At 58.4% G+C, this 26,977-nt stretch carries 24 protein-coding genes and 3 pseudogenes; 19 read left to right on the top strand and 8 right to left on the bottom strand.

The window, feature by feature from the left end; translation table 11 throughout:
- Nucleotides 1–33: 33 nt before the first annotated feature.
- The 5 genes and pseudogenes from FHP24_RS26060 (at nt 34) to FHP24_RS26040 (ending at nt 4,760) form a co-directional block, all read left to right on the top strand.
- Nucleotides 34–1,419 (top strand): sensor histidine kinase, encoded by a 1,386-nt coding sequence (locus FHP24_RS26060; protein WP_139679172.1) that lies wholly within the window; start codon nt 34–36, stop codon nt 1,417–1,419.
- A gap of 167 nt (nt 1,420–1,586) precedes the next feature.
- A complete protein-coding gene (locus FHP24_RS26055; protein ID WP_139679262.1) occupies nt 1,587–2,798 on the top strand; it encodes a DUF2252 family protein in 1,212 nt (403 codons plus the stop codon).
- A 271-nt stretch (nt 2,799–3,069) separates the two neighbouring features.
- Nucleotides 3,070–3,606, top strand: coding sequence for a YciE/YciF ferroxidase family protein (locus FHP24_RS26050; RefSeq protein ID WP_139679171.1), 537 nt, complete (start codon nt 3,070–3,072; stop codon nt 3,604–3,606).
- 84 nt (nt 3,607–3,690) lie between these two features.
- Nucleotides 3,691–4,197: pseudogene (locus FHP24_RS26045) on the top strand (catalase); the annotation flags it as partial.
- A gap of 80 nt (nt 4,198–4,277) precedes the next feature.
- Nucleotides 4,278–4,760, top strand: coding sequence for a GreA/GreB family elongation factor (locus FHP24_RS26040; RefSeq protein ID WP_139679170.1), 483 nt, complete (start codon nt 4,278–4,280; stop codon nt 4,758–4,760).
- Nucleotides 4,761–4,891: 131 nt separating this feature from the next.
- Here FHP24_RS26040 and FHP24_RS26035 read toward each other — a convergent pair whose 3' ends face one another.
- Both FHP24_RS26035 and FHP24_RS26030 read right to left on the bottom strand, forming a co-directional pair.
- Nucleotides 4,892–6,100: a GAF domain-containing sensor histidine kinase gene (locus FHP24_RS26035; RefSeq protein WP_139679169.1), complete on the bottom strand. Its 1,209-nt coding sequence runs from the start codon at nt 6,098–6,100 to the stop codon at nt 4,892–4,894.
- Between the two features lie 97 nt (nt 6,101–6,197).
- Nucleotides 6,198–6,581 carry a response regulator gene (locus tag FHP24_RS26030; protein ID WP_139679168.1) on the bottom strand — a complete coding sequence of 128 codons (384 nt, stop codon included), beginning with the start codon at nt 6,579–6,581 and terminating at the stop codon, nt 6,198–6,200.
- Between the two features lie 362 nt (nt 6,582–6,943).
- Between FHP24_RS26030 and FHP24_RS29465 the strand changes: the two genes are divergently transcribed.
- The 4 genes from FHP24_RS29465 (at nt 6,944) to FHP24_RS26010 (ending at nt 10,378) form a co-directional block, all read left to right on the top strand.
- Nucleotides 6,944–7,177 carry a DUF4167 domain-containing protein gene (locus FHP24_RS29465; protein ID WP_139679167.1) on the top strand — a complete coding sequence of 78 codons (234 nt, stop codon included), beginning with the start codon at nt 6,944–6,946 and terminating at the stop codon, nt 7,175–7,177.
- Nucleotides 7,174–8,223 carry a fatty acid desaturase gene (locus tag FHP24_RS26020; RefSeq protein ID WP_139679166.1) on the top strand — a complete coding sequence of 350 codons (1,050 nt, stop codon included), beginning with the start codon at nt 7,174–7,176 and terminating at the stop codon, nt 8,221–8,223. Before FHP24_RS29465 ends, FHP24_RS26020 begins: the two co-directional genes overlap by 4 nt.
- A 103-nt stretch (nt 8,224–8,326) precedes the next feature.
- The gene (locus FHP24_RS26015) at nt 8,327–9,427 is read left to right on the top strand and encodes an extracellular catalytic domain type 1 short-chain-length polyhydroxyalkanoate depolymerase (protein WP_139679165.1); all 1,101 of its coding nucleotides are present in this window, start codon (nt 8,327–8,329) and stop codon (nt 9,425–9,427) included.
- An 81-nt stretch (nt 9,428–9,508) separates the two neighbouring features.
- The gene (locus FHP24_RS26010) at nt 9,509–10,378 is read left to right on the top strand and encodes a transglutaminase family protein (RefSeq protein ID WP_139679164.1); all 870 of its coding nucleotides are present in this window, start codon (nt 9,509–9,511) and stop codon (nt 10,376–10,378) included.
- Nucleotides 10,379–10,869: 491 nt separating this feature from the next.
- Here FHP24_RS26010 and FHP24_RS26005 read toward each other — a convergent pair whose 3' ends face one another.
- The 4 genes from FHP24_RS26005 to FHP24_RS25990 all read right to left on the bottom strand — a co-directional run bounded on the left by FHP24_RS26005 (nt 10,870) and on the right by FHP24_RS25990 (nt 15,134).
- Complete coding sequence (locus FHP24_RS26005) at nt 10,870–11,412, bottom strand: DUF4142 domain-containing protein (protein ID WP_180356129.1); 543 nt, start codon at nt 11,410–11,412, stop codon at nt 10,870–10,872.
- A gap of 22 nt (nt 11,413–11,434) precedes the next feature.
- Entirely contained in the window at nt 11,435–12,484 is a 1,050-nt protein-coding gene (locus tag FHP24_RS26000; protein ID WP_180356128.1) for an alpha/beta hydrolase, read from the bottom strand.
- Nucleotides 12,485–12,524: 40 nt separating this feature from the next.
- Complete coding sequence (locus tag FHP24_RS25995; RefSeq protein WP_139679162.1) at nt 12,525–14,318, bottom strand: YbhB/YbcL family Raf kinase inhibitor-like protein; 1,794 nt, start codon at nt 14,316–14,318, stop codon at nt 12,525–12,527.
- 234 nt (nt 14,319–14,552) lie between these two features.
- Nucleotides 14,553–15,134 (bottom strand): cysteine hydrolase family protein, encoded by a 582-nt coding sequence (locus FHP24_RS25990; RefSeq protein ID WP_139679161.1) that lies wholly within the window; start codon nt 15,132–15,134, stop codon nt 14,553–14,555.
- Nucleotides 15,135–15,245: 111 nt separating this feature from the next.
- On the opposite strand from FHP24_RS25990, the pseudogene FHP24_RS29460 reads away from it, so the two are divergent.
- The 6 genes and pseudogenes from FHP24_RS29460 to FHP24_RS25955 all read left to right on the top strand — a co-directional run bounded on the left by FHP24_RS29460 (nt 15,246) and on the right by FHP24_RS25955 (nt 20,390).
- Nucleotides 15,246–16,570 (top strand): annotated as a pseudogene (locus tag FHP24_RS29460) (putative bifunctional diguanylate cyclase/phosphodiesterase).
- Between the two features lie 12 nt (nt 16,571–16,582).
- Complete coding sequence (locus FHP24_RS25975; protein ID WP_139679158.1) at nt 16,583–16,849, top strand: DUF2252 family protein; 267 nt, start codon at nt 16,583–16,585, stop codon at nt 16,847–16,849.
- A 277-nt stretch (nt 16,850–17,126) separates the two neighbouring features.
- Nucleotides 17,127–17,639 (top strand): YciE/YciF ferroxidase family protein, encoded by a 513-nt coding sequence (locus tag FHP24_RS25970; protein ID WP_139679157.1) that lies wholly within the window; start codon nt 17,127–17,129, stop codon nt 17,637–17,639.
- A 276-nt stretch (nt 17,640–17,915) separates the two neighbouring features.
- On the top strand, nt 17,916–18,296 hold the full coding sequence (locus FHP24_RS25965; RefSeq protein WP_139679156.1) for an SPW repeat domain-containing protein: 381 nt from the start codon (nt 17,916–17,918) through the stop codon (nt 18,294–18,296).
- Nucleotides 18,293–19,468, top strand: coding sequence for a zinc-dependent alcohol dehydrogenase (locus tag FHP24_RS25960; protein WP_139679155.1), 1,176 nt, complete (start codon nt 18,293–18,295; stop codon nt 19,466–19,468). The genes FHP24_RS25965 and FHP24_RS25960 overlap by 4 nt, the downstream gene beginning before the upstream one ends.
- Before the next feature lie 10 nt (nt 19,469–19,478).
- Nucleotides 19,479–20,390, top strand: coding sequence for an NAD(P)/FAD-dependent oxidoreductase (locus tag FHP24_RS25955; RefSeq protein ID WP_139679154.1), 912 nt, complete (start codon nt 19,479–19,481; stop codon nt 20,388–20,390).
- 123 nt (nt 20,391–20,513) lie between these two features.
- On the opposite strand, the gene FHP24_RS25950 is transcribed toward FHP24_RS25955, so the two are convergent.
- Together FHP24_RS25950 and FHP24_RS25945 are read right to left on the bottom strand one after the other, a co-directional pair.
- Nucleotides 20,514–21,401 (bottom strand): MBL fold metallo-hydrolase, encoded by an 888-nt coding sequence (locus FHP24_RS25950; RefSeq protein WP_139679260.1) that lies wholly within the window; start codon nt 21,399–21,401, stop codon nt 20,514–20,516.
- A 158-nt stretch (nt 21,402–21,559) separates the two neighbouring features.
- Complete coding sequence (locus FHP24_RS25945; protein WP_139679153.1) at nt 21,560–21,775, bottom strand: hypothetical protein; 216 nt, start codon at nt 21,773–21,775, stop codon at nt 21,560–21,562.
- Nucleotides 21,776–22,159: 384 nt separating this feature from the next.
- Here FHP24_RS25945 and FHP24_RS25940 point away from each other — a divergent pair, with 384 nt between their 5' ends.
- The 4 genes and pseudogenes from FHP24_RS25940 to FHP24_RS25925 all read left to right on the top strand — a co-directional run bounded on the left by FHP24_RS25940 (nt 22,160) and on the right by FHP24_RS25925 (nt 26,906).
- On the top strand, nt 22,160–23,209 hold the full coding sequence (locus tag FHP24_RS25940; protein ID WP_139679152.1) for a fatty acid desaturase: 1,050 nt from the start codon (nt 22,160–22,162) through the stop codon (nt 23,207–23,209).
- Nucleotides 23,210–23,352: 143 nt separating this feature from the next.
- A pseudogene (locus FHP24_RS25935) lies at nt 23,353–23,989 on the top strand (transglutaminase-like domain-containing protein); the annotation flags it as partial.
- A gap of 317 nt (nt 23,990–24,306) precedes the next feature.
- Nucleotides 24,307–25,059 carry a GGDEF domain-containing protein gene (locus FHP24_RS25930; protein WP_246091946.1) on the top strand — a complete coding sequence of 251 codons (753 nt, stop codon included), beginning with the start codon at nt 24,307–24,309 and terminating at the stop codon, nt 25,057–25,059.
- A gap of 65 nt (nt 25,060–25,124) precedes the next feature.
- Nucleotides 25,125–26,906, top strand: coding sequence for a putative bifunctional diguanylate cyclase/phosphodiesterase (locus FHP24_RS25925; RefSeq protein WP_139679151.1), 1,782 nt, complete (start codon nt 25,125–25,127; stop codon nt 26,904–26,906).
- Nucleotides 26,907–26,977: the final 71 nt, after the last annotated feature.

Below are 26,977 nucleotides of genomic sequence, written 5' to 3'. Positions count from 1 at the left end.
GGCTCGATAGTTTGCCTTTGAGTTCGGATAGGAATGCCGGTGAAAGAAGAAGGGAATTTCTGGCCCGGTGATATCATCCTCAGGGCTCTGTTGAATTCGTCCCAGATCGGCCTTTGGACGCTCGACCTGACGAGCGATACACTCAGCGTCTCCGAGGCCTTCAAGCGCAACTTTGGCCGAAATCCAGATGAGAGCTTCACCTATCTGGATCTGCAGGACTGCATTCACCCTGACGATATGGTGATGTGGAAAGAAACCGTGACGCGCGCGATTTCTGCGGATGGCGACCTTCAGGTCGAGTACCGCATCAACTGCCCCGATGGGAAGCTGCGTTGGATCGAAATCAGAGGCAAGAGCCACTACGGCGCAGACCACCAACCTGCTTCTATTTCGGGCGTATCGCTTGACATCACTGACCGCAAAGAAGATGAGCGCATTCGCCTCGACAACGAGGAACGCCGCCGCGTCGCCACTGAGACTGGTGAAGTCGGGCTTTGGGATCTCGATCTCGCAAAATCCGAGTTGACGCTGGACGATCGCATGAAAATGCTAAACGGCGTGTTCGAAGGGCGCGCGTTGGACATGAAAGGTGCTTTTAACGCTATTCATCGCGACGATCGTGCCCGCGTTGAGGCCGAGCTTGCCGGGCTTGCGGAAGGTCGGGAAGAATTCTTAACGCTGCAATACCGGGTCATCGGCATTGAGGACGGTATCGAGCGACATGTGCTGGTCAATGGCAGAGCGATGAGGGATAACGGTCACGTTGCGCGCCGGCTGATCGGGGCGGCCCGCGACGTGTCCCATCGTGTTGCCGCCGAGAAACAGGGCGTGCTCCTCAATCAGGAAATGTCTCATCGCCTGAAAAACACGCTTGCTGTGGTCTCCTCGATCATTACGCAGACGCTGCGAGCGGCGACCGATATCGACGCCGCTCGCACCACCCTCCTTTCGCGCATCCAAACGCTTGCCGGCGCTCATGAGATCCTGCTCTCCGGCCACACCGATACCGCTTCGCTTAAGGCGATCATTCGTTCCGTATCTTCCCCACATGACAACAACGGACAGATCGACGTGGAAGGGCAAGATGTCCTGCTAGGCCCCAAAACATCTTTGACGCTAGCTCTGATTATCCATGAGCTTTCGACGAATGCCGCCAAATATGGCGCGCTCTCGGTGAGCAGTGGCCAAGTGAAAGTTTTGGCTTCTATCGATCACACACAAGGTTTGCCTAAGCTTGTTCTGGTGTGGAGCGAAAGCGGTGGTCCGCCCGTCACCGTGCCGACCCGCAAAGGATTTGGCACCCGGCTGATATCGATGGGCATCTCCGGCGGAGAAGGCAGTCAAACATCTGTCGATTTTGCTGCGGAGGGCGTGATCTACCGTTTCACCGCACTACTGAAGTCGGCGATGTCCGAGTAAACGATAGACGCCGAATGAGCGCGCGATCATCACTTGGGGGCTCATCGCAGTCTGACGGACGGGAAAATGACGGGCGTATCGTATCGGCATGGAACACTATCTCTCCCGGTTGATTTTCGTGCGGGTCCTCATTCGGAGGGGACAGTAAAGGAAGCCGATTGCCCAAAATGAAGAATTTCGTGCCGCCTGCCGATCGGATGAGGCATCTCATCGCCGATCGCAACCGGAAGATGGCGGCTTCCGCCCACGCGTATGTCAGGGGCAGCACCGCCCGCTTTTATCAATGGCTGGACGGTTCAGAACGGCCTCCACTTCCCGAAGGCCCACCGGTCTGGATCTGCGGCGACTGCCATGTCGGCAATCTTGGGCCGGTCGCAAGCAAGACTGGCGCTCTGGCGGTTCAGATCCGCGATCTGGATCAGACGGTCATCGGCAACCCGGCGCATGATCTCGTCCGTCTGTCCCTGTCGCTTGCGATGGCCGCGCGAAGCTCCGATCTCCCCGGGGTCACGACCGCACTGATGCTGGAACGGATCATGGACGCCTACGGGGCGGCTTTCGCTCCGGAGGCCGAGCTAGAGGCTCAGTCCGACGCAGTGCCTGTCCCGGAGATGGTGAAGCTCGTCATCCGAAAGGCGGCTCGGCGCTCATGGCGGCATCTGGCTGACGAGCGGATCGAAGGCATCGAACCTGTGATCCCCTTGGGAACACGGTTCTGGCCTTTGACCGACGAAGAACGCGCAGCAGTCAACGCGCTATTTGAGACCGACCGGCTGCACTCTCTGGTGACAGCCTTGAGAGCTACTGGCGAGGATGATCGGGTAAAAGTCGTGGATGCCGCCTACTGGCGCAAAGGCTGCAGTTCGCTCGGACGGCTGCGGATCGCGGTTCTCGTCAAGGTCGGACGCGGTAAGTCGAGCCGGCACTGTCTGATGGATATCAAGGAGGCGATCGCGGCAACTGCCCCGCATGCTGCCGAAGCTCAGATGCCCGCAGACAATGGCGAACGTGTTGTCGCCGGAGCCAAGCACCTGTCTCCTTATCTTGGTAGCCGTATCGCAAGCGCTGCCTTCCTAGACAAGTCCGTGTTTATTCGCGAGCTGCTGCCGCAGGACCTGAAGCTGGAGATCGAAACGCTGACGCGCGACGAGGCCCTCGGGGTGGCTGAATTCCTCGCGCATGTCGTCGGCATCGCCCACGCGCGCCAAATGAATGCGGCCGAACGCGCTTCATGGCTGGAAGAGCTTCAGCGCAATCGCTCGAAAGCTCTCGACGCCCCGTCTTGGCTGTGGAACAGCGTGGTCGATCTCGTTGCCGCGCACGAGGCGGCCTACCTCCAGCATTGCCGCAGATATGCCATCGAGGAAAATGCCGCGTAGGCTCAGTCCGAGAGTTCGCCTAGCGGACGGCAAACATACGGCGGAATCCTCAACCGACACCATCGGCCAATCTCGAGGGAACAAGAGCGCCCCGCGTTGGTTATCGGCGTATCAGGCGAACTCAAAGGCGCGTTGCACCTTACGTCCTGAAAGTTCTGCCGATCGAAGATCCTTGCTTGGCCGGATTGAATCGACCTCCAAACAGAGGTCGGCCCCCTGACAACCAGTCAATTGCGCAAATAGTTCGCGTCCAACGCCACAGGAGATCACTATGGCTACCGAAAAAACCCTGAACGACCTTTTCCTTGATACACTCAAGGACATTTACTTCGCCGAAAAGCAGATCCTGAAGGCATTGCCGAAGATGGCGCGTGCCGCACAGTCGGAAGAAGGCAAGGCGGGCTTCCTGCAGCACCGCGACGAAACTCAGGAGCAGATCGCCCGTCTTGAACAGGTCTTCGAACTCATCGGCAAGCCTGCCCGCGGCAAGACCTGCGAAGCCATCCAGGGTATCCTCGCGGAAGGCGAAGAGATCATGGAAGAATATAAGGGCACTGCAGCGCTCGATGCCGGCCTCATCTCCTCGGCTCAGGCCGTCGAACATTATGAGATCGCCCGCTACGGGACACTGAAGTCCTGGGCTGTGCAGCTCGGCATGAACGAGGCAGTCACCCTTCTCGACGCCACGCTGCAAGAAGAGATCGCCACGGATCAAAAACTCACAGCGCTCGGAGAAGCATCTGCCAATGTTAAAGGCACCGGCGGACAATCTGCCAGCGCCAAAGGCTCGATTAAGCGCGTCAGCTGAGCCTAAATCTATGATCATCAGGCCGCCCTTCGGGGCGGCCTTTTTTGCATTGAGCAAACCTTTGTCCCCTTTAAGGAGCACAACATGGCCAAGAAAGCTAATCCCACCTCTCGACCCGCGAAGTCTCCGACGGCAACCATCCACGACCAGAAGCTGCATCGTGGCGCCGGCGGTGACCTGCACCAGTACGCCGAAGACGGTCAACCCGTCCTGACGACGGCTCGAGGTGGACCCGTCGCCGATGATCAAAATTCCTTGCGTATCGCTGCACGCGGCCCGCTGGTCGTCGACGATTTCCATTTCCGTGAGAAAATCTTCCACTTCGACCACGAGCGCATTCCCGAGCGGGTGGTGCATGCGCGTGGCTACGGTGCGCACGGCTATTTTGAGACCTACGAGTCGCTGGCCGCCTACACCAAGGCGGACCTCTTCCAGCGCCCCGGCGAAAAGACACCAGCTTTCGTGCGCTTCTCGACCGTCGCCGGCAATAAAGGCTCGGCCGACCTTGCCCGCGACGTTCGCGGGTTTGCCGTTAAGCTATATACCCAGGAAGGCAACTGGGATCTGGTCGGGAACAATATCCCGGTCTTCTCGAAATCCACCTTCCGTCGATCAGCGACGACTGATGGGCCAAGTGTAGTCAGTGGTCGCACATAGCTGGAATCAACGCCATGAGCCGAGCCTTTACCAAAGAACTTGACGACGCCCCGATCCCTGGCGTCCCGGACAGGCCTGTCAGCAAGGCGCGTAACCTCGTGACAGAAACCGGAGCGTCAAAGATCGAAGGCGAGATCGCATCCTTGAAGGACCGTTTGACTCGAGCTTCCTTCGGAGAAAATCAATCTTCGTTGAGCCGTGACCTGCGATACTGGGAGGCGCGCAAGGCCAGCATGGAGATCGTGCCGATGCCCCAGGTTGTCGACCACGTGCAGTTTGGTACTACGGCGACGATCGAGCGAGATGGCACGCGACAAGAACTCAGCATCGTCGGCGAGGATGAGGCCGATCCGACGTCTGGCGCGATCGCCTGGACGGCGCCGTTGGCGCGTGCGATTGATGGAGCAAAGGTCGGCGACGTGATCGTTTTCGAGTTGCCGGCTCGCCAGGAGGAAGTGTCGATCCTTGAAGTCCGGCCCTACTCGGTCGTGAGCTAGCAGACACTCTTGCTCATCTGGATCGGCTCGCTCCCGGACTGATCGCATCAGTGGGGCAAGACCGTTAACAGCCGCCTGATCAGCTTTATTACGGCCGCCGAGTGGCGGCTTGTCGATGCACGACTTTGGCTTCACCTTGGTGGTGCATTAGCCACATTCGGCTTGACCGGCACATGAAGCGTGAACCTCGTCTCTTTCTCTGACGATGTCACCGACAGGGTGCCACCGTGGGCTTCGGCGATTTGGGCCGCAATATAGAGACCTAGACCTAGTCCCTCCTTGGACCCCTGGCTCACTGGCCGCGTGAACGGTTGAAACAGCCTCTCAAGTGCATCTTCCGGAATGGGATCGCCGGCGTTTGCAATCCAAAGCTCAAAAGCCTCATCGGTCGTTTCCGCCACGATCTTGATTGGCGTGTCGGGCGACCCGTGAGTTAGCGCGTTTCCGAGCAGATTTGAAAACATCTGCGCCAGACGTGGATGATCCATTCGCATCGGATACGAGACCTTGAAGTCTGCGTAGATGGTGCGGTCGGCCCAGACGCTCCGCATTTCCTCCACCACCTGGTCCAAGGTAGGCTGGAGCGGTGCGTCCGTCAGCGTCAAAGAGATCCCGCCACCTAACCGTCCACGTGCGAAGTCCATGACGTTGTCCACCAGGTTCGCCATGCGATCGGCACTCTTGATCATCATCTGGACGACGGTTTGGGCTCTTTCGTCCAGCCGCGACTTTGCGAGCATACGGGTTCCCGCCACCATCGAGGCGAGGGGATTGCGCAGGTCATGACCGAGGATGGCAACGAACTGCTCTCGTATTTTCGAGATTTCGATCTCCTGTCGAAGGTCCTCTTCGGACTTAAGCAACTGAATGCGCGCATCGAGATGATTGGCGATCATCTCGGCGAAGAGACGAAACATTGTCAGCGTCTTTTTATTGTTGACCTTCGCGGGCTTCGGGTCGATCGCGCACAAGGTGCCAAATAGCGTCCCGTCTTTCTGAATGATGGGAACGGATATATAGCTCTGAAACCCGTATTGGAGCGGCGTATGGTGCCCGGCGTATGGGCTGGATGCGACATCGTCGATGGCCACCGCTTCATGACTGGCCGTGATTTCGTGACAGATGGTCGTCTCAACGACGAGTTCGCTACCTTCCTTGAGGCCAAAATCGATGGCGTCGAGCACCTTGCAGGCAACCCACCTGCCTTCGGTCACCCGGGCTACAGCCACAAAGCCCATCCCGGTCGTCTCGCTGATGACTTCGAGGATCGATGGAACAGCGGCGATCTCAGAGATCGCGTCTATGTCCGATTGAAAATCATGTCGGTCAGGCTCGTCCATATCACCCTCATCGCAATCCGTCGCAATGATCCGATCTCGGCGATGGGCGATCCGAGACTACAAGTAGCGATTGATGAAGCCAATGCCAACGTCTCACTCAGCCTTTCGGCCGGGGTTCGCTTTCTCTTTCGAGCTCTTGCAGGGTTTCAAGCACGAGTGCCTGGTTGAGCGGCTTGCCGAGGAACCGGGCGCCGTGCGGAAGCTCGTCGTCTTTCGGCGTGACGGCGCCGGATGCGACGACGACATGGACCTCCGGCCAGTGCTCGCCGACATATCGTGCGAGCGCCAGACCGTCCATCGTGCCAGGCATCTGAACGTCGGTCATCAGCAGTTTCACGGAGCGATACTTGGCGAGGAGCTCAAATGCCTCATCGGCGCTGCGCGCCTCGATGACGTGATACCCGGCGGACGCGACGATGTCGGCCGTGTCCATGAGAATAAGTGGCTCGTCATCGACGACCAACGCAATTGGGTCAGACATTTGGCTGAGGGCTCCTTCGGTGCATAGCTGTAAGCACCCTCGGCACAATCTGTTCCGAAAAGATGTGATTTAGCTTCAACTTAATCGGACAAGGCCTTTGTTGACGCCTCTGCCGGCGCCGGGTCGCAGGATACAGCGTTGCCGGGAAAGAGAAGTGCGGCCGCGGTCACCGGACCCCCAGGGCTAAAAGAGGTTTCCACGCAACATCAAACGGCCGCAATGCCGGGATACATAATCGATAGACCGCGATGCCGCGCCGAGGCGGCGATCCGATTGGCGAGTTCGCCTGCATTCAGTCGCGGTCAATTATTCCCCCCCTTTACGACGCTATGGAGCAAGCTTGATTACGGCTTGGACTGTTCTTGAATTCACCACACCGAAATTCCCGGCCCTCAACCAGCAGGCCTGCACGTGGCAACACGGTTTCTTTCCCAAATCCGAGCTCGCAGAGCCTGACGAAGCGATATGAGCAATATATCCTTCTTGCGCGTGAGACCGCCCAAGCCGGCGATCGGGTCGAGGCGGAAAACCTCTATCAACACGCCGAGCACTTTTATCGCACGGCCGCCCTGCAGAAAGCCGGCCTACAACAATGAACGCGCAATCGACCTATCCTGTCCGGGAAACCCCTGACGAAAGAGCCTGGCTAAAAATCCTCGCCAGATATCGCACGCCGAATGCGGGCCGCAGCGTGTTCGAGCTGGCGGTCACAGCCATTCCGTTCGCCTTCTTCTGGACGCTGACCTGGCTGGCGGTCCATTACGGCTTCTGGTGGGGCTTGATCCTGGTCGTCCCGGCGGCCGGGTTCCTGCTGCGGCTGTTCATGATCCAGCACGACTGCGGCCACGGCTCCTTCTTCGCCCGGCGGCGTTTCGATGACTGGACAGGCCGTGTTCTCGGCGTCCTCACGCTGACACCCTATGACTACTGGCGCAGGGCGCACGCCACCCATCACGCCTCGGCCGGCAATCTCGATGAGCGCGGCGTTGGCGACATCACTACTCTCACCGTGGCGGAATATCATGCACGGTCCCGGTGGGGCCGGATTGGTTATCGCCTCTACCGGCATCCGCTGGTGATGTTCGGCATCGGCCCGGCCTGGCTCTTCCTGTTTCAGCAACGTCTGCCGACGGGCATGATGCGCGACGGCATGCTTCCTTGGATGTCGACGATGGCCACCAACGTCGCGGTCGTTGTGATCGCTGGACTGCTGATCTGGGCAATCGGCCCGCTATCCTTTTTCGTCGTTCACCTGCCAATCGTCCTCCTGGCAGGGTCTGTCGGCGTCTGGCTTTTCTACGTGCAGCATCAATTTGAGGAGACGCACTGGTCGAAAGAGCCGGAATGGCAGTTTCCAAAAGCCGCCTTGCACGGTGCATCCCACTACGATCTGCCGCTTCCACTGCGCTGGCTGACCGGCAATATCGGTATCCACCATGTGCACCACCTCTCGAGCAAGGTCCCCTACTATCGCCTGCCCGAGGTCCTTCGAAACCATCCGGAACTGGGCGAGATCGGCAGAATTACGCTGTGGCAAAGCCTGCGATGCGTGAAGCTGGTTCTTTGGGACGAAAAGAGCCGGCGGTTGATCTCGTTTCGTCAGGCGGCTGGTATTGCATCTGTTGCGAGACAAGAGCTCTGAAATTCCTAGCACCTATAGAGCCTCTCACATGAATAAGTTTGTGCGGCGCAACATTCATTCCCATATGTAATCCTCGCGCCCACGACGGGCCAAGGAGACGGATGTGCCGCAACACAAAAATTCACGCCAACTGATCGAGCTGAAGAACTTCGGTTCGAATCCCGGTACGCTCAGATGCTGGCTCTATCTGCCGACCATTCTGGCGCCCAAAACGCCGCTCGTCGTCGTCTTGCACGGTTGTACGCAAAATGCGGCGACCTACGACCACGGATCTAGCTGGTCAAAGCTGGCGGAAGAGAAGGGATTTGCGGTCCTCTTCCCGGAGCAGCAGAGGGCCAATAACGCCAATCTGTGTTTCAACTGGTTCGAGCCGGGCGACATCCGGCGCGATGCCGGGGAGGCGCTTTCAATCCGGGAGATGATCGGACACGTCATAGAGGCGCACGGGATAGATCCCGGTCGGATCTTCATCACCGGACTGTCGGCCGGAGGCGCGATGGCGAACGTCATGCTGGCGACCTATCCCGAATTGTTCGCGGGCGGCGCGATCGTCGGCGGGCTGCCTTATGGAACCGCTTCAGGTGTGGGACAGGCCTTCGAACGAATGCGCGGCCAGAACGCGCCAAGTGCTAGCCAGCTGCAGGCGGCCCTTACCACGGCAGCGACGCGCCGCGGACCTTGGCCTAGCATCTCGGTTTGGCACGGAACGCATGACCAGACAGTCAAGCCCATCAATGCCGAGCAGATCGCCCGTCAGTGGGCCAGCGTGCACCGTATTTCCGACACACCGGATTTGATCGAGTCCATCAATGGCCATAGCCGCAGGGTTTGGCGCGATGAAAACGGCAATGAAGTCATGGAGGTCAATCTCATCAAGGGCATGGCCCATGGTGTTCCTTTGTCGTTTAACGCGAAAGCGCCATTTGGAAATCCCGGGCCGTTTATGCTGGAGGCAGGCATTTCGTCGACCGCACGCATTGCCATGTCCTGGGGCCTTGCCGATGAGGCCGATGTCGCGCTAGCCGAAGGCGTGACTAGCCCTGGAGTGGCGCACAGTTCGGCGCCGTCAGGCATCGAGTCTGTTATCGCCAAGGCAATGACATATGCAAAACCAGGCTTGGCTCATCAAACCGAAGGTCGAGACGATCGGGGTGTCGGCAAGGTGATCAACGATGCGCTGCGCGCGGCCGGACTAATGCGGTAATTTGCTTAGCCCCAGACACGGACTAAGCTCATCCAAGGCCAAGGCAGTGTCTACACCATCAGCCATGAGGGGTCTGTTTCAATGCCGATGATCAGTATTCGCCACCGTACGAGCTACAGGTTTCGAAAAAACGTGTCGCTGTCGCCGCACCGGCTTATGCTCAGGCCCCGCGAGGGCCGGGAGTTGAGGCTGCTTAGTCACGAGGTTTCGACGTCGCCTCACGCTGAACTAAACTGGTCGAACGACGTGTTCGGCAATGCGATCGCGTCAGCGACATTTCAGATGCGCAGCGACAGTCTCGTGGTGGACAGCTCGGCAACCGTCGATCTGACCGCGTCGGCCTGGCCCGTTTTCGACATTGCGGCTTCCGCTATCAACTATCCTTTCTTGTATGCAGAAAACGACTGGACTGACCTCGGAGTGCTTGCTGTTCAACAGTATGAAGATGTCGACGGCCGGCTTGCGACATGGGCGCGCGGCTTCGTCGCTAGCACGCCGACCGATACCCTGTCGCTTCTCAAAGATATCAGTCTGGGTATCGCATCGTCTATTTCCTATCAAAGCCGAGAAGAGGAAGGCACACAAACTCCGCTGATCACTCTTGATCGGGGTTGGGGCTCCTGCAGAGATTTTGCAGTGCTGTTCGTCGAAACGGTCCGCAGCCTTGGCTTCGGTGCCCGCATCGTCTCGGGCTATCTGTTCAATCCAGACAGTTCACTCACCGGCTCGGTTAACGGTGGATCAACCCATGCCTGGGCTGAGGTCTTCGTTCCGGGCGCGGGCTGGATCACATTCGATCCGACAAACTGCAGCATGGGCAGCGCCAACCTCATCCCGGTGGCCGTGACCCGCGACATCGCCTCGGCCGTTCCGGTTTCGGGGAGTTTCACGGGCGCGACGGACGCCTTCCTGTCGATGGATGTGACAATCGAGGTTGAGGCAATGACCTAACGTCAACCGAGCGCGGCTAAAAGACTGGACCCCTCGCCCCGTGATGGTTTCCTCATCTATTAGGCGCGCTACTCTCTGTTCCGGCACTCTGGCGAGAGGGGATCGTTTCCTGGGAGGGCCGCCACCGAAGCGCGCGAACGGGTAACTGACACGATCTGGCGGACTGCGAACAACTGATAAGGATTGATCATGCTGACGGCGACCACTTCTCCGAGATTTGCCAGAGCACAATGATCAACGATCATGGTCGCAAGGGCCTTCGCCTGGATGAGAGCGACGGACGCTCAGCTCGCCGTAGAATAAGCAATATCATGACAAGGCCGGTTCTGGAGATTTGTTCGCCGTTTTTGATCGAACGTGAGAACTTCAGACGGCGCAACTCATCATGGTTGCTGCGAGCCTAATCGGGCGGCGCGCTACCTAACGGTACGCCGTCGTCTGTCGTCGATGCCGCCAGGCCGTAATCGGCGAACGCTGGCGCATAGCGGCAATCACTGCTCGGCAATCAGCATGATCACATGGCCAAGATGGGTCTCAAGGCTTGGTAGCGTTTCCTTGGCAAATCCCACAAGCGACTGATCATCGCCGGAGCCCGCATAAGTCCTGAACAGACCGACCGCCTCCATATGGGCCTGCGCCTGCATGTCGAGATAAAGCGTATCGAAGTCCTTGCCTTTGGCACCCTGAAGTTGATCGAGCATCTTCTGGTGCTTGGGTGCAAGCTTGACGGGCTCTGTGGTTGCGCCCTTGGCGTCGAGCGTTGCCTTCAGCTTGTCACCGGCCTTTTTGTGGTCGGTGATGATCATGTCGGCCGCCATCTTGATGCCGGCCTGATCGGCGTTTTGCTTCGCCAGTTCGCTGGAACGAATTTCAAACTCGTTCGAACTTGTCACCATCCTGACGAAGGTCGGCTTGTCCATGGCCATCATCGGCACGGCGTCTCCGGCCGGTTTCGCTTTCATCTCCTGCGCCATTAGCGGTTGGACAGTGAGGGTCACGGCGAAAGCCGCGAGCTGTAGGGTTGTCAATTTCATGGATGCGCTCCTTGGCGACTGGTCACTTGCTCTTGGCAAAGGCTTTGAGGAGATCGGCATTCGCGGCGTCGACGGCAGTTTTGGCTTTGTCCACAACCTTGGCCATGCCGAAGAATTCGTGCGTGACGCCGTCGACGTTGATGAGGTTCACGGCGACGCCCGCTGCCTTCATCTTGTCGGCGTAGGCCTGACCCTCGGAACGCAGCGGATCGATCTGCGCCGTGACTACCGTTGCGCCCGGGAGCCCGTTCAAATCACCGCGTCCGACGAGATTGATCCGTGGATCCGACGTCTGGTCCTTGGATTTGAAGACGTTCGCCACGAACCACTCCATGTCGGCCTTGCCGAGCGGCGAAGCGTTGGCGTTCTCCTGGTAGGATGGAGTATTCATGTCGTTGCCAGCGATCGGATAGACGAGGAGCTGGTGCACAGGCATCATGGTTTTCTTTTCCTTCGCCATCAACGCGACATTGGCAGCAAGGTTGGCGCCGGCACTTTCGCCGGCCACCGCGATCCGGCTGGCATCGCCGTTTAGCGTGTGAATATTTTCGACAGTCCAGGTATAGGCCGCCCAAGCGTCGTCATGTTGCGCCGGGAATTTGCTCTCCGGGGCATGATGATAGTCAGCCGATACAACGATTGCTTTGGCGCCAAGTGCCAGGGCACGCGGCGTCGCATCATAGGTGTTGATGTCGGCCACAACCCAGCCGCCGCCGTGGAAATAGAGCACGACCGGGAAAGGGCCCTTGCCCTCGGGAATATAGACGCGCGCCGGCAGGGCTCCGGCGGCATTCGGGATTGCAATGTCCTTGGTTGCGATCTTCGCCTCAGGCAAAGGGGAGATCTTCTTGTCACGCTGAACGGTGCGCGCTGCATCGGCGGCACTTGACTGCGTGCGGGCGTCCATCACGCTCAGTGTGTGCAATGGCTTGGCATCAAGCGCCTTCATCGCGTCGAGTACGGCCTGCATCTGCGGATCGGCCTGGGCCTGTTGAGCTTGGGCCGCGGCGGCGGAGGAGAGCAGAACAACGGCGAGGCCAACGGCCCGGAATTTCATCAATGACACGAACATGGGATTTCCTATCGAAAACGGGGTTGATCCGGCTTGCCGTTTACTGCTTTGGCGGCTCGATCTTCTGCTGATAAAGGCCGACCAGTTCGCCCTTGGCCAGGACATGCCCGGAAGCGGCTGCCAGGAATGCGTCGCGATCGGAGGTCGGCGGAATGTCGAGCATCGAGTCCAGCGCCAGTACCTGGAAATGATAGTGGTGCTCGGCATCCCCTACCGGAGGCTTTTGCCCGAAATAGCCGTGGGTCCCGGAACTGTTGCGCCCCTGCAGAACACCTTCAGGTTCCATAAGGCGGAGTTGCTCTTGCAACCCCTCCGGAAGACTGGTGACGGTCGAAGGAATATTCCACGCGACCCAATGGACGAACGGTTTGATCGGCTTGGAGTCCGGATCTTCCATGATGATCGCATAAGAGACCGCGCCGGGTACCGCATCCCAACGGAGCGCTGGCGACACGCCATCGGCATATTCGCTGTGCTTCATCGGAATGGCACCACCCATGGCAAACGCGGTCGACGAAACTTTGAGCGCGCCCTTAGCGTCCGTCTCGGGCCGGTCCTTTGCCAGAGGCACGCCGACACCTTTGGCAGCCTGCGCTTCCATCACGTCTGCGGGAGCCGCTTTCTGTTCCGTCACCTTCTGGGCACTTCCCGTATAGGCGACGCGATAGATCACGCCATTAGCGTCATCCGCCATCAGCAGCGATCCGTCCTTGGCGACCGCCAGGCCGACCGGGCGGGCGAAATGCGTCTTGCCGCCATCGGTCAGGAAACCGGTGAGAAACGGCTCGATCGATTTCGGCTGGCCGTTTTCGAAGTGGATGCGGACGATCTCGTAACCGGACGCCGGATTGCGGTTCCAGGAACCGCGCATCGTAGCGAATGCATCGCCGGCATATTCCGCCGGGAAAGATGTGCCGCTATAGAACTTCATCTGCATGGGCGCAGCGTGCGCGGTGTAGCCGAGCACCATAGGCACGCTCTGGTCGCGCCACTGTTCTTTCGTCAGGCCACCGACAGGCGTCGACTGCGGGTAGATATCGCCTTTGCCGTAGACGTGCGGCCAGCCGTATTGCTTGCCCTGTTCCAGCTTGTTGAGCTCTTCGGGCTGAACCTCGTCTCCCAGCAGGTCGATGCCATGATCGAGACCCCAGAGTTCGCCGGTCTGACGGTTCCAGTCGAAGCCGATCGTGTTGCGCAGACCTGACGCGAAGATCGTCCGGCTCTTGCCGTCAGGCGTTGCCCGCAGCATCGTTGCGTTCTCCGCATTGCTCTCGTTGCAGGCATTGCAGGTCGAGCCGACGCTGATATAAAGCATGCCGTCTGGGCCGAAGGCCATGACGCGGTTCGGGTGCTGGCCGGAGTCCGGCAGGTCACCGATAATCATCTCCAGCGGACCGAGCGTGCCATCCGGCTTGATGTCGGCGACGAAGACTTCCTTGACGGTCACGAGATAGAGCTTGTTGCCTTTGATCGCCAGGCCGTGGGCCTGGGCGCGCGCCACAACCTGTACCGGCGGCTTATCGGCCCTGCCGTCACCGTCTTCATCCTTCAGCAGCAGCACGTCGCCTTCTTCGCGGCGGCTGACATAGACAAAGCCTTGCTCGGAGACGGCAATAATTCGGCTATTGCCGAGCCCCTGCGCGAACGGTTCGACCGTAAAACCCTCTGGCAGTTTTAGCTGGGCGATCCGGTCGCTGGTCGGCTGCACCTTGTTGGGTTTGAAGACGTTGGTAGTGATCTGGACTTCCGTGCCGTCGCCCTGCTGAGCCATGGCGGCTGTGCAGGCGAGTAGTGCGGCCGCAACAGATGCGGCGCCAAGAAGTCCAGTGTTCATGTAATTTTCCTCCAGGTAGGGTGCGGCTGAAACCTCCGTTGAGCGGATTTGTTCCGTCGTGCTCGCGGCATAGCCGGTCAAAAGTGTATGATCGCTTTCCAATCCGTGGGTTAAGTGGCATTCAACAAACAAGCATCAATTACAAAGTCGGCCTGGGACGTCATCAAGCGTCCGGGCAGACGCCCTTTCGATTTGTGCGAGAACCTCCAGATAAAGCGAAAGGCCGCCCGTACCTCAGTGTATCGCGAGAAATTCCTCGGTCTTCATCAGATCAAGCTGGACGGAGAAGCGATCGCCCAGCACATCGACCGCGGCATCGTGCGTTTCGTCCGCCCCGCTGCAGACAGCGTCGCTCAGCACGATCACATGGAAGCCGAGATCGATGGCGCCGAGCACGGTCGCCAAAACGCAAACATCTGTCTCTCCACCGGTGACGACAACGGTCTCAACGTCTTCCTGCCGCAGGTGGGTGAACAGCCGGCCATCGACCCAGGGCGAGTAGGTCATCTTGTCAAAGATGCGAGCCGGCGGGACCAGCATCTGCAATGATGGCGTTGAGCCGAGCAGTTCCTGGGGGAGATGCTCGCCCGTCATCATCGACCATTTCTGATAATAATCCCTCCAGCTACCGAGCGCGTCGTCGGCGCATTTTGGCGGAATGAAGCGCGTAAAAATCGTCCTTTCGGCGTGGCGCTCAGATACCTCGAGAAGCTGAGGGAGTAGCTTCGCCATCCAGGATACATACCAAGGCGTGTCTTCCGCAAACATCCTTTGGGCATCGACGCATATATGCCGCGAGTTGCCGATTTCCTTCATCTTTACTCCCGTCGATGTCAACGAACCCCAATGGGGTTGGGAAGTTCCGTGTTGCTTATTCGGGAACGTTTTCCTTCAGCTTCTTCAGCCACACCCGCGCATTGCCGTCTGATGGCGCCCGCCAGTCGCCGCGGGGAGTATCTGACATCCTTCGATCGTCTCACCGACTTGCCGAACCGCTCGCGGTTTCTCGAACTGATCGAAGAGGCGCTGCAAACAGGAACGAAATTCTCGGTCCTGAAGATTGGTCTGGACCGTCTGGGCGAGGTGAACGGATCGATGGGCATGGCCGCCGGCGACGCCGTCCTCAAGCAGACGGCCGACCGGATCCGCGAGAGTGTCGGGCGAGATGCGGTCGTTGCCCGGCTCGGAGGCGATGAATTTGGGGTTCTGCTTAAACACGGCATTGATGTTCCAGAGACTGCGGCCATTATCCGTCGGCGTCTCCAGGAGCCATTTACGGTCTTTGGATTCGTCGCCCATCTCGGCGCCAGCATCGGCGGCGTCCTGTGCAATGGGCCAGATCGGTTCGATGATGCCAATGCTGTGCTCAGAGCCGCCCTGCTCGCCCTTCATGAAGCAAAGGTAGGCGGCGGGCAAACCTATGCCCAATTCCGCTCGACGCTCAGCGAGCGCGCCGACGAGCAGCGCCGTCTTGCCGACGATATCCGCCGCGCCTTCACGGCCCGGGAATTCGAGCTTCATTATCAGCCGCAGGTCGATCTGGCGACAGGCCGTATTATCGGCGCGGAGGCTCTCATCCGCTGGCGCCATCCGAAAAAGGGTTGCTGTCACCAGCGGTGTTTCTGCCTGTGCTTGAGATTAGCAGCATCGCCGTCGATGTCGGCCGCTGGATCCTCGACACCGCTTGCGCCTTTGCCGGTGAACTGGCGACCTCCGGCTACCCCGTCAGAATGGGTGTCAATCTGTTCGCCGCCCAACTCCGGGACCAAGCGTTCACTGCTGACGTCCTGAGCGCTCTGGCGAGAAATCGTCTTCCCGCACATTTGCTGGAGCTGGAAATCACCGAGACGACAGTCCTTGGTGTAGACGCGGACACCCTGCAGCCGCTTCAGGCGCTACGGGCGGGTGGCGTCGGCATCGCCTTTGACGACTACGGCACCGGTTTTGCCTCACTCAGCCTGCTCAAGAAATATCCCCTCACCCGACTGAAGATCGACCGGGAGTTCGTTCGCGATATCGAAAAAGACCCCGATGATGCGGCGATCGTCGAAGCGGTGCTCGCGATGGGCAGAAGTTTGCGGCTGGAGGTGATTGCCGAAGGGATGGAGACGCAGGCACAGGCCGACATTCTCAAGCAGCTTAGGTGCTCCGAGGCGCAAGGGTATTTGTTCGGCAAGCCGATGCCGGCGGATGAGTTTCGCAGCCGGATTGCGCGGAAATTGGATGCAAGGGCGCGAGTCGCACCGGTCTGACCAGGCCCCACCTTGCGGATCGCGCTTCGGAAAATTTCGCCGCGCAACGACGCCCCTGGCTTCGCCGAATTCCTGGCGCAGGTTGTCGGCATCGCCCACGCGCGTCAAATGAACTCGGCCGAACGCGTGTCATGGCTGGAAGAGCTTCAGCGCAATCGCTCGAAAGCGCTCGATGCGCCTTCATGGCTGTGGAACAGCGTCGTCGATCTCGTTTCGGCGCACGGGGCAGCCTACCTCCAGTGTTGCCGCAGATACGCTATTGAGGAAAATGCCGCGTAGACTCCGCACGAGACCCTGCCGTTCAAAGCGGACGGCGATCCAGCGGCGTCGGCACCTGACGGAGCTCTATCAGAAAACCTCGACGGAACAACCGCGCTTTCCGCTGGTTAACGGCGTATCAGGCGAACCACTGGCGCTCTGCGCCTTACGTCCTGGAAGTTCTGCCGATCGAAGGTCCTTGCTTGGCCGGATTGAATCGACCTCCGAACAGAGGCCGTCACACTGACATCAGTCAAACCGCGCGGAACATCCGCGTCAACCGCCACAGGAGATCACCATGGCTACCGAAAAAACTCTTAACGACCTCTTCCTGGATACGCTCAAGGATATCTACTTCGCCGAAAAACAGATCTTGAAGGCATTGCCGAAGATGGCGCGCGCCGCACAGTCGGAAGAAGGCAAGGCCGGCTTTCTGCAGCACCGCGACGAGACCCAGGAACAGATCGCTCGCCTCGAACAGGTGTTCGAACTCATCGGCAAGCCGGCTCGCGGCAAGACCTGCGAAGCCATCCAGGGCATACTGGCCGAAGGCGAGGAGATCATGGAGGAGTACAAGGGCACCGTTGCTCTCGACGCCGGTCTCATCTCCTCGGCGCAAGCCGTCGAGCATTACGAGATGGCCCGCTACGGTACATTGGTCGCCTGGGCCAACCAGCTCGGTCTAACTGAGGCCGTGCCACTCCTTCAGGCAACCCTCGATGAGGAAATTGCTACGGATCAGAAGCTGACCCAGCTCGCTGATGCATCTGCGAATCCCAAGGGTAAAGGCAAGAGCGTCAAAGCTGCCTGATCGTTGCCAACGACACGGCCGCCGAAAGGCGGCCGTTCACTTTCAGCTTGGCTTGAGCCTCGCTCACACTCGTTTCGACCAGCGATGCGGAGTGTGAACCTTTTCTTTTGCAACGATCTCAACGACAGAATTCAACCGTGAGAATTGCATTTCCCGCGGATTGGCTGTCTTGGGACCGTGCAGGGAGAGGACGGCCGACAGTATGATCGCCATGCCTAGGCACCGAACCTAGCACCATTGTTGCGATACTCACTCGCGAAAATAAGGAGAAGGCAAATGCGCTTTATACCGACGCTCGTGCATGGCGTGATCGACTATATCGTGGGTTTTATCGTCATCGCGCTGCCATTCGTCCTGGGCCTCCAAGGCGCCACGAGGATGACGTTAATCGCCTTAGGGATCATTGCCATTCTCTATAGCCTCATCACGGACTACGAACTTGGCGTGGTGAGATACCTCAGAATTCGTTTCCACTTGCTGCTGGACATCGTGTTCGCCGTTGCGATGCTGGCCTTGCCGTCACTCCTCGATTTCCCGCCGGACCTCCGGTGGCCCAACTATCTCATCGGCGTAGCCGCGCTCGTCCTGGTAGCGGTCACGGAAATCCGGGCGACCGGGACAGCCGAACACAACGACAACAAGGAGATCATTCAATGAAGGCACTGTGCTGGCACGGCAAAGGCGATATCCGCTGCGACAATGTTCCCGAACCAAAGATCGAAGACGGCCGTGACGTTATCATCAAGATGACGGCCTGCGCGATTTGCGGATCCGATCTTCATCTCATGGACGGCTATATCCCTTTCATGGAAAAGGGCGACATTCTCGGACATGAATTCATGGGCGAAGTCGTCGACGTCGGGCGCGACAATAAAAAGCTCAAAGTCGGCGATCGGGTCGTTGTGCCCTTCACCATCTGCTGCGGCGAGTGCCCGCAATGCCTGAAGGGCAACTGGTCGGTGTGCGAGCGCAGCAACCGCACTGCCGACAACGCGACCAAGGCCTTCGGTTATCCGACGGCTGGCCTCTTCGGATATTCTCACCTCACCGGCGCCTATGCCGGCGGCCAGGCGGAGTATGTTCGCGTTCCCTATGCGGACGTCTCCCCCATCATTATTCCGAACGGCATGAGCGACGAACAGGCGCTGTTCCTCGGCGATATCTTCCCGACAGGCTGGATGGCGGCTGCCAATTGCGAGATCGAACCTTCCGACATCGTCGCGATCTGGGGCTGCGGCCCCGTCGGCCAGTTCTGCATCAAGAGCGCCCTGATGCAAGGCGCAGCCCGCGTCATCGCGATCGACAACGTGCCGGAGCGGCTTGCATTGGCCCAGCAGGCCGGCGCCGAGATCATCAACTTCGATGACGAGGATGCGACCATTCCCGACCGGATCAAGGAGATGACGAACGGTCACGGAGCGGACAAGTGCATCGATGCTGTCGGAGCCGAGTCCCACGCCACCGCTTCGTTCGATGCCGTCATCGACAAGGTCAAGGCGGCGACACTCCTGGGCACTGACCGCCCTCACGCCTTGCGCGCTGCCATCATGGCTTGCCGCCCCGGCGGGATCGTCTCGGTTCCGGGCGTCTATGGCGGCTTCCTCGACAAGATCCCGTTTGGCGCGGCCATGAACAAGGGCTTGACCATCCGAACCGGCCAGACCCACGTTAACCGCTACTCGCTCGACCTCTTGCGCCGCATTGAGGAAGGCGAGATCGACCCGAGCTTCATCATCACCCACCGGGCAAAGCTCGAGGACGGCCCTGCCCTCTACGAAACCTTCCGCGACAAGAAGGACAACTGCATCAAGGTGGTGCTGACCGCATGATTAGACCTCGATGACGTATGACTGCCTCGTGATTGGCGGCGGACCAGCCGGTCTGACCGCCGCCATCTACCTGGCGCGGTTCCACTTGAGCGTGATCGTCCTGGATCACGGTCAGGGCCGCGCGGCTTCCATCCCGATCACCCACAACCACGCCGGTTACCCACAAGGCATAGCCGGGCGCGACCTCGTGCGACAGATGCGGCTCCAGGCCGAACGCTATGGCGCACAGTTTCGGGTCGCCGAGGTGACGTCCCTGGAAAGGAATGGGGACGATTTCATTGCAATGGCGGATGGCGAGCTCGTCGCGGCGCGCGCCGTGTTGCTCGCCACCGGCGTTGTCAACCATCGTCCACCGATGCCGGACGACCTGCACACAGAGGCTCTGCAGAAAGGCTTGATCCGGTACTGCCCGATCTGCGACGGTTTCGAGATCACCGACAAGGATGTCGGCGTTGTCGGTAGCGGCGAACGGGCATTGAACGAAGCGCTGTTCCTGCGGAGCTTTACCAGCCGAGTCACCATGATATCAACGCAAGATACTCACGACCTGAGCCGGGAGCAGTTTGCCACTTTAGCGCGACATGGAATAGAAGTTTTCTTAGGTCCGATCACCGAAATCGAGTTGAAGGAAAACCGGATCATCGTCGGCCTGCCGGGGGCATCCATGACGTTCGAGACGATTTACCCAGCAATGGGATCGGATATCCGGTCGGAGCTTGCAGGAGCACTCGGAGCCAAGCGAACGGAGGTCGGATGCGTCGAGGTCGACCGGCATCAGAGGACAACCATCGCGGGGCTGTATGCGGCTGGTGATGTGGTGCTGGGGCTGGATCAAATCAGCAGCGCCATGGGCCAGGCCTCGGTCGCTGCGACGACGATCCGAAACGACCTGTGCGAACAGCGCATGATGCTGCGAGCTTGACCATGTATGACACAACCGGGCGGACTACGACCCCTTGCTTCCTATCATCTGCTTGGACGGGAGGCGGCGCGAGCTGCTGCACGCGCCAATTCAATCGAGCGCAGCGTCATACAGGACGAGACCTCACGACCGAACGTAAGCCGATCCATCTTCGACTGTCGCTGGTCGACGCACGTATTCGCCATCGCTGGGGACGGCAATGTGATCGAATTCGCGCGCCAGGGTCTGAAGCCCTTCGGTCACGTTCGGCCCCTGCATGGCCCGGCCATGCCCCGTTACGACCAAGTCGGGTCGCAGCGCAGCGAGCGTCTCGACTGACGTCTTGGACTTCGGCCAATCGATTGTGAAATAGCGAGGCGGCCCATGGAGCTCGGGCGTCTGTAGCGCCGTGGCGTAAGCGGATTCCGCTTTCGTGGTGACGAAGGCGTCGCCTGCGATGAGCGTCCGATCCGCGGTGCGCCACAGAGAGATATGCCCAGGCGAATGACCTGGCGTGTGGATCCAGACCCATCCGGGCATGAAGGGTACCGACCCATCCTCTGGAAGAGCATCGAGACGATCAGAGACATTCACGGGTTTGGTAGGCAGCAAGCCCGACAAACTGGCCATCAGGCCACCGCCGACAGATGGATCGCCATCAGGGTAAGCAGCCTCGCCAGTCAGGTAGGGATGTTCGAGGGAGTGCGCGTAGACAGGAACGTCCCATTCGTCAGCGAGGTCTTCGAGCGCACCAACATGATCGAAATGGCCATGCGTGAGGACGATCGCCGCGGGTCTCGCGCCTGCTCCAAACCGGCTTTCGGCGGCGCTCTTGATGGACGATTTGCCGCCGAAAACACCGGCATCAATCAAGACCCACCGACGATCACCCGCATGAGGCTTTCCGAAAAACATCACGTTGACCATGATCGTGCGGAGATAAGCAAGATCGGAGGCGATTTGCCGCGTGCCGTCACCTCGGTCATCCTCCGTAGCACGATCTTTGTCATGGAGGGGAATCTGTTCTGACATCGCGGTATCCATCTCTGAAGAAGCTAATGGACTGCAACCTTGGGACGGGAAGATTGTTCCTCGGCGGGCCAAAGGTTTGCCGGCAGCCACGCGGTCGGTCTCGCGGTCAGTGTACCTTAGGGATCGGGAGCTGTCCGTAGTCGCAGCCGATAATGATGTTATCCTCCCGCCTCGACAATCAACTGTTGAACCTTCACAAAGCATCGCCACGCCTGATGACGCCCGGCGTGGTCGTGCTTAAGACGAGAGATCGAGGTTGCTTGAAGATACGCTGTTCCCTGCCGCAGCGCGCCCTCCAAGGGTTTGGCCTCGTCCTTGCAGTTGATCTCCTTGACTTCCTGGCTGCTGCGGCGGTCGCGGGTTCTACGCAACATCAAACGGCCGCAATGTCCAGATACATATTCGTCACACCGCGATGCCGCGCGAAGGCGGTGAAACCATTGGCGAATTCGCCTGCATTCAGTCGCGGTCAATTATTCTCAACATTACGACGTTTATGGAGCAAGCCCTATGACGGCTTGAATTGTTCTTGAATTCACCAGACCGAAATTCCCGGCCTTTTATCACCAGGCCTGCACGGGCCAAGGTTTCTACCCCAGATCCGAAGCTCGCAAAGCCTGACGAAGCGATATGAGCAATATATGCTTCTTGCACGTGAGACCGCCTAAGCCGGCGACCGCATCGAGGCGGAAAATCTCTATCAAGCATGCGGAACACTTTTATCGCACGGCCGCTTTGCAGAAAGCCGGTCAGCAACAATGAACGTGCAATCGACGTGCCCCACTCCCGAAATCTCGGATGCAAAAGCTTGGCTGAAGATCCTTGCCAAATATCGCACGCCGCACGCAGGTCGCAGCATGTTTGAGTTGGCGGTCACCGCCCTCCCCTTCGCCGCCTTCTGGACACTGACCTGGCTGGCGGTTCATTACGGTTTCTGGTGGGGCTTGATCCTGGTCGTCCCGGCGGCAGGATTCCTGCTGCGGCTGTTCATGATCCAGCACGACTGCGGCCACGGCTCCTTCTTTGCAATACGACGTTTCGATGATTGGACAGGCCGTGTTCTCGGCGTCCTCACGCTGACGCCTTATGACTACTGGCGCAGGGCGCACGCCACCCATCACGCCTCGGCCGGCAATCTTGATGAGCGCGGCGTCGGCGACATCACCACTCTTACCGTGGCGGAATATTATGCACGCTCCCGGTGGGGCCGGATCGGGTATCGCTTCTACCGGCATCCGCTGGTGATGTTTGGCATCGGCCCGGCCTGGCTCTTCCTGTTCCAGCAACGTCTGCCGACGGGCATGATGCGCGACGGCATGCTTCCTTGGATGTCGACGATGGCGACCAACGTCGCGGTCGTTGTGATCGCTGGACTGCTGATCTGGGCAATCGGCCCTTTATCCTTTTTCGTCGTTCACCTGCCAATCGTCCTCCTGGCAGGGTCTGTCGGCGTCTGGCTTTTCTACGTGCAGCATCAATTTGAGGAGACGCACTGGTCGAAAGCGCCGGAATGGCAGTTTCCAAAAGCTGCGTTGCACGGTGCATCCCACTACGATCTGCCGCTTCCACTGCGCTGGCTGACTGGCAATATCGGCATCCACCACGTACACCACCTCTCGAGCAAGGTCCCCTACTATCGCCTGCCCGAGGTCCTTCAAAACCATCCGGAACTCGGTCAAATTGGCAAGATCACGCTGTGGCAAAGCCTGCAATGCGTGAAGCTGGTGCTGTGGGACGAAGAGAGCCGACGGTTGATCTCGTTTCGTCAGGCGGCCGGTATCGCATCTGTTGCGGTACATGCAATCTGAAACTGACACCTAACTTTTGGGCTCGCACACAAATAAATTTGTGCGGCGCAGCATCCGCGCCCATATGAGACCCTCGTGCCCACGACGAGCCAGGGAGACGGATGTGCCGCAACACACGAGTTCACGCCAGCTGATCGAGCTGAGTTCAACAGTATGAGGATATCGACGGCCGGCTTGCGGCTTGGGCTCGCGGCTTCGTCGCTGGCACGCCGACGGATACATTGTCTCTGCTCAAGGACATTAGTCTCGGCATTGCATCCTCCATCTCTTACCAAAGCCGGGAAGAGGAAGGCACACAAACTCGCTGATCACTCTTGACCGGGTTGGGGCTCCTGCAGAGATTTTGCCGTGCTGTTCGTCGAAACGGTCCGCAGCCTCGGCTTTGGTGCCCGGATCGTCTCGGGCTCTCTGTTCAATCCAGACAGTTCACTCACCGGCTCGATGGACGGTGGATCAACCCATGCCTGGGCTGAAGTGTTCGTTCCGGGCGCGGGCTGGATAACATTCGATCCGACAAACCGCAGCATGGGCAGCGCCAACCTCATCCCAGTCGCCGTGACCCGCGACATCTCCCACGCTGTTCCAGTCTCAGGGAGCTTCACAGGCGCGACGGACGCCTTCCTGTCGATGGTTGTGGCCGTAGAAGTCGAAGCAATCGACTCGGCCGCAGCCGCGCGGCTGCAGAACGATTGGATTGAAGTGGCTCAATTCTCGCGTTGTTGGGCTCTGTGCCTGGTCTTGAAAGGAGTCGAACCGTCGACCCCGTCATTTGGCCGATAAGTTCGCGCTGAATTTTCGTATAGGGGGAGCTGCGTGCCCTCGCGAATGGATGATTTGGGGCCGGTTAAAGCACGGCGTGGACGACCGATTTGAAAGCGCTTTGCTGGACGAGTTTTCGCGTAATCGCTGAGTTCTGCACCGCAGACGATCGGAACCGAATTTGCTTTAGAAAAGCCCCCAACAGAAAACTTTGACGAAAGCTCGCTTTACGGCTTCCGTCAGTGGCGACAGGCAACGACAGGCACTTTTAACCATGTAAATCGTCCGTTTTTTAAGGAAACTTGCATATCCTGGGCTACTAAATCAGGGTATCAATCTTGTCGTTCATTGGCCAAATACGCTCCGAGACATCAAAAGCTCACGTCATCGCAGGTACTATAATTGGTACGCTCGCATGCGTGCTGGCGGCGTTGCTTGCTGACTCCTTGAATTTTGCAGAAATGTCGCCGCAACATTTCAGAAGGGCGATCGCAACAGACATTCTCCTGCCCACCATCATTGGCGGCCCATTTTTCTATTTTCTTCTCGAAAAGATCCGGCAGCTTGCCGTCGCAAGGCTCGAACTGCAGCATATGGCAATGACCGACAGCCTGACCTCGGTACTGAACAGAGGTGCCTTCGTGATGCTGGTGGAAGCCTATCTCGAAAAAGCAGAGATGGGATCGCTTCCACAATCGGGCACCTTGCTCATTGTTGATGCCGACCATTTTAAAAACATCAACGACGTTCATGGCCATCAGGCCGGCGACCAAGCACTTAAGCTGATTGCCACAGCAATCAACGGCGCCCTCACAGGGCCAGAGATCGTTGGACGGATAGGGGGCGAAGAGTTTGCTGTCTTTCTCCCGAACGCGCTCCCTGAGAAAGCGTCTGTGACTGCCGAGACCATCAGGCGCAAGATCCGGAGCCTGCCGTTCCCAGACGGTGTGTCTGAAGGCATTCTGTCTGTTAGCATTGGTGGCGCCACGTTCTCGCGCTCAACAACTTATAAGGAATTGTTCAAGTTGGCGGATAGCCGTCTTTACGAAGCCAAAGCCTTAGGTCGGGACCTAGTCAGGTTCGAAGCATGATGTGGGCAGTCTTAGTGTTCAACCAGATTGTATTGACCTGAATACGCGTTTGAAGAGTTAAGCTTATGATACCATCGCCCGAAGATATTCGCCTATCTGCCCTTTATTCGCTTGGGCTCCTCGATACACCCGCCAGCGAAAGCTTCGATCGCATTACGCGAATGGCCAGCCAGATTTTTGATCTCCCTATTGCCGCGATCTCCCTGACCGATACCGATCGCCAGTGGTTCAAATCACGTGTTGGCGTGGAACATCAATCCATACCTCGGGAACGGGCACCATGCGCCGAGGTCGCGGAAAAATCCACTATGCTTGTCATACCCGATATGGCAGAGGATGCTTACTACAGTGAAAGCAATCTCGGAAAGAGCGGCGTGCGTTTCTGTGCTGGGGCACCACTCACGACGCGGGAGGGACATGGACTAGGTGCGCTCTGCGTACTTGGTCTCGAACCTCGCCGCGCGAACGCACGAGAGCTTGCAGCGCTAGAAGATTTGGCGGCCATGGTCATGGCTCAAATCGAACTGCAGCATGCTTATGGGCGTATCGACCCGGTAAGCGGACTTCCAAATCGCACGCAGTTCTTTGAAGATCTCTCTGATCTAATAAAAGAACCAGCAAAGCACCTCGGGCGCCGCGGTATTCTCGTTGACCTTGCTGAAGCGCGTCAACTTGATGACTTGTCGAGGGTGTTAGGGCCGACTCGTATCGATGCAACGGTTCGGGAGGCTGCTCAGCGGCTGAGAGCCGCGATGGATTTTAAAAAAAACCTCTATCATGTCTCGGCCACACAGTTTGCTTTTATCGAAGAGCTGGGAAATTCTGCCACGCATTTCCCCCCAAACCTGGGTGAGTTACTTGCTGAACTGGAAGACGCATCATCTTTCACAATTCTTATGACACCTGCGATCGGTGTGGCGGTTATCGCCTCGGATGATACGCCTGAAGATATTTTGCGCGCGATGAGCAGCGCCGCCCGGGATGCACGCCTTACGCCGACGAAGGTCGAAGTGTATTCGAAGAGCAGCGATGACCGCCACCAGCGGAGTTTTCGCCTGCTGCAGGACTTCGACAATGCTCTCAAAAGTAATGATCAGCTATCACTAGTTTTTCAGCCTCGCGTCAATCTAGCGAATGACCGCTGCATCGGTGCCGAGGTCCTGCTACGCTGGCAGCATCCAGTGTTGGGCAGCATCTCGCCGGGCGAGTTCGCCCCAATCATAGAGCAATCGCCCTACATCACGAAGATGACTGCTTGGGTCGTGGATGCTGCTCTTCGACAATCCAGCCTATGGAAAGCGTCGGGGATCCACATCCCCCTCTCCGTCAATATATCGGCTGCAAATCTGGAAGAAGTCGATTTCGTCCAGAAAATCGTACTCGCTCTTCTCCGTCACGGCATAGTCCCGGAAATGCTCGAGCTCGAGGTTACTGAAAGCGCGATTATGAAAAATGCTGCCAACTGTCTGGCAAAATTGAGCGCACTTTCGGAAGGCGGGATCCGGCTATCGATCGATGACTTCGGGACAGGGTACAGCAGTTTGTCATATCTTCAAAAACTGCCCACCACAGTCGTGAAGATCGACCAGTCGTTCATTCACGATTTGAACCTTGGGCACCGGCAGCGAAATCTAGTTCACTCGATGATCAAGCTTTCCCAAGATCTCGGCTATCAAGTCGTGGCTGAAGGTGTGGAAACTCTTGAAGTAGCGGACATACTCAAAACGATGGGCTGTGATGACGCGCAAGGCTATCTTTTTGCGAAACCGCTGCGGCCTGCCGAATTTGAGAGTTGGTTTTGGTCAGATAGGGGCACAGTATACCGGCCCTTGAAAGCTATATCGTGATGGCTGGCGGACTAGCGAAATCAGCGGCCGGATTGTGAATGGAACTTGGTCGTTTCAAGCTCTAACGGCGC

Source organism: Aliirhizobium smilacinae (genome assembly GCF_006335145.1).
Classification (GTDB): Bacteria; Pseudomonadota; Alphaproteobacteria; order Rhizobiales; family Rhizobiaceae; genus Neorhizobium; species Neorhizobium smilacinae.
This window is presented reverse-complemented; position numbering and strand designations above follow the sequence as displayed.

Coding starts and splice junctions, on each gene's coding strand:
- FHP24_RS26060 (WP_139679172.1), top strand. CDS start 34: ATGCCGGTGAAAGAAGAAGGGAATTTCTGGCCCGGTGATATCATCCTC.
- FHP24_RS26055 (WP_139679262.1), top strand. CDS start 1,587: ATGAAGAATTTCGTGCCGCCTGCCGATCGGATGAGGCATCTCATCGCC.
- FHP24_RS26050 (WP_139679171.1), top strand. CDS start 3,070: ATGGCTACCGAAAAAACCCTGAACGACCTTTTCCTTGATACACTCAAG.
- FHP24_RS26040 (WP_139679170.1), top strand. CDS start 4,278: ATGAGCCGAGCCTTTACCAAAGAACTTGACGACGCCCCGATCCCTGGC.
- FHP24_RS26035 (WP_139679169.1), bottom strand. CDS start 6,100: ATGGACGAGCCTGACCGACATGATTTTCAATCGGACATAGACGCGATC.
- FHP24_RS26030 (WP_139679168.1), bottom strand. CDS start 6,581: ATGTCTGACCCAATTGCGTTGGTCGTCGATGACGAGCCACTTATTCTC.
- FHP24_RS26020 (WP_139679166.1), top strand. CDS start 7,174: ATGAACGCGCAATCGACCTATCCTGTCCGGGAAACCCCTGACGAAAGA.
- FHP24_RS26010 (WP_139679164.1), top strand. CDS start 9,509: ATGCCGATGATCAGTATTCGCCACCGTACGAGCTACAGGTTTCGAAAA.
- FHP24_RS26005 (WP_180356129.1), bottom strand. CDS start 11,412: ATGAAATTGACAACCCTACAGCTCGCGGCTTTCGCCGTGACCCTCACT.
- FHP24_RS26000 (WP_180356128.1), bottom strand. CDS start 12,484: ATGTTCGTGTCATTGATGAAATTCCGGGCCGTTGGCCTCGCCGTTGTT.
- FHP24_RS25995 (WP_139679162.1), bottom strand. CDS start 14,318: ATGAACACTGGACTTCTTGGCGCCGCATCTGTTGCGGCCGCACTACTC.
- FHP24_RS25990 (WP_139679161.1), bottom strand. CDS start 15,134: ATGAAGGAAATCGGCAACTCGCGGCATATATGCGTCGATGCCCAAAGG.
- FHP24_RS25970 (WP_139679157.1), top strand. CDS start 17,127: ATGGCTACCGAAAAAACTCTTAACGACCTCTTCCTGGATACGCTCAAG.
- FHP24_RS25965 (WP_139679156.1), top strand. CDS start 17,916: ATGCGCTTTATACCGACGCTCGTGCATGGCGTGATCGACTATATCGTG.
- FHP24_RS25960 (WP_139679155.1), top strand. CDS start 18,293: ATGAAGGCACTGTGCTGGCACGGCAAAGGCGATATCCGCTGCGACAAT.
- FHP24_RS25955 (WP_139679154.1), top strand. CDS start 19,479: ATGACGTATGACTGCCTCGTGATTGGCGGCGGACCAGCCGGTCTGACC.
- FHP24_RS25950 (WP_139679260.1), bottom strand. CDS start 21,401: ATGTCAGAACAGATTCCCCTCCATGACAAAGATCGTGCTACGGAGGAT.
- FHP24_RS25945 (WP_139679153.1), bottom strand. CDS start 21,775: ATGTTGCGTAGAACCCGCGACCGCCGCAGCAGCCAGGAAGTCAAGGAG.
- FHP24_RS25940 (WP_139679152.1), top strand. CDS start 22,160: ATGAACGTGCAATCGACGTGCCCCACTCCCGAAATCTCGGATGCAAAA.
- FHP24_RS25925 (WP_139679151.1), top strand. CDS start 25,125: ATGATACCATCGCCCGAAGATATTCGCCTATCTGCCCTTTATTCGCTT.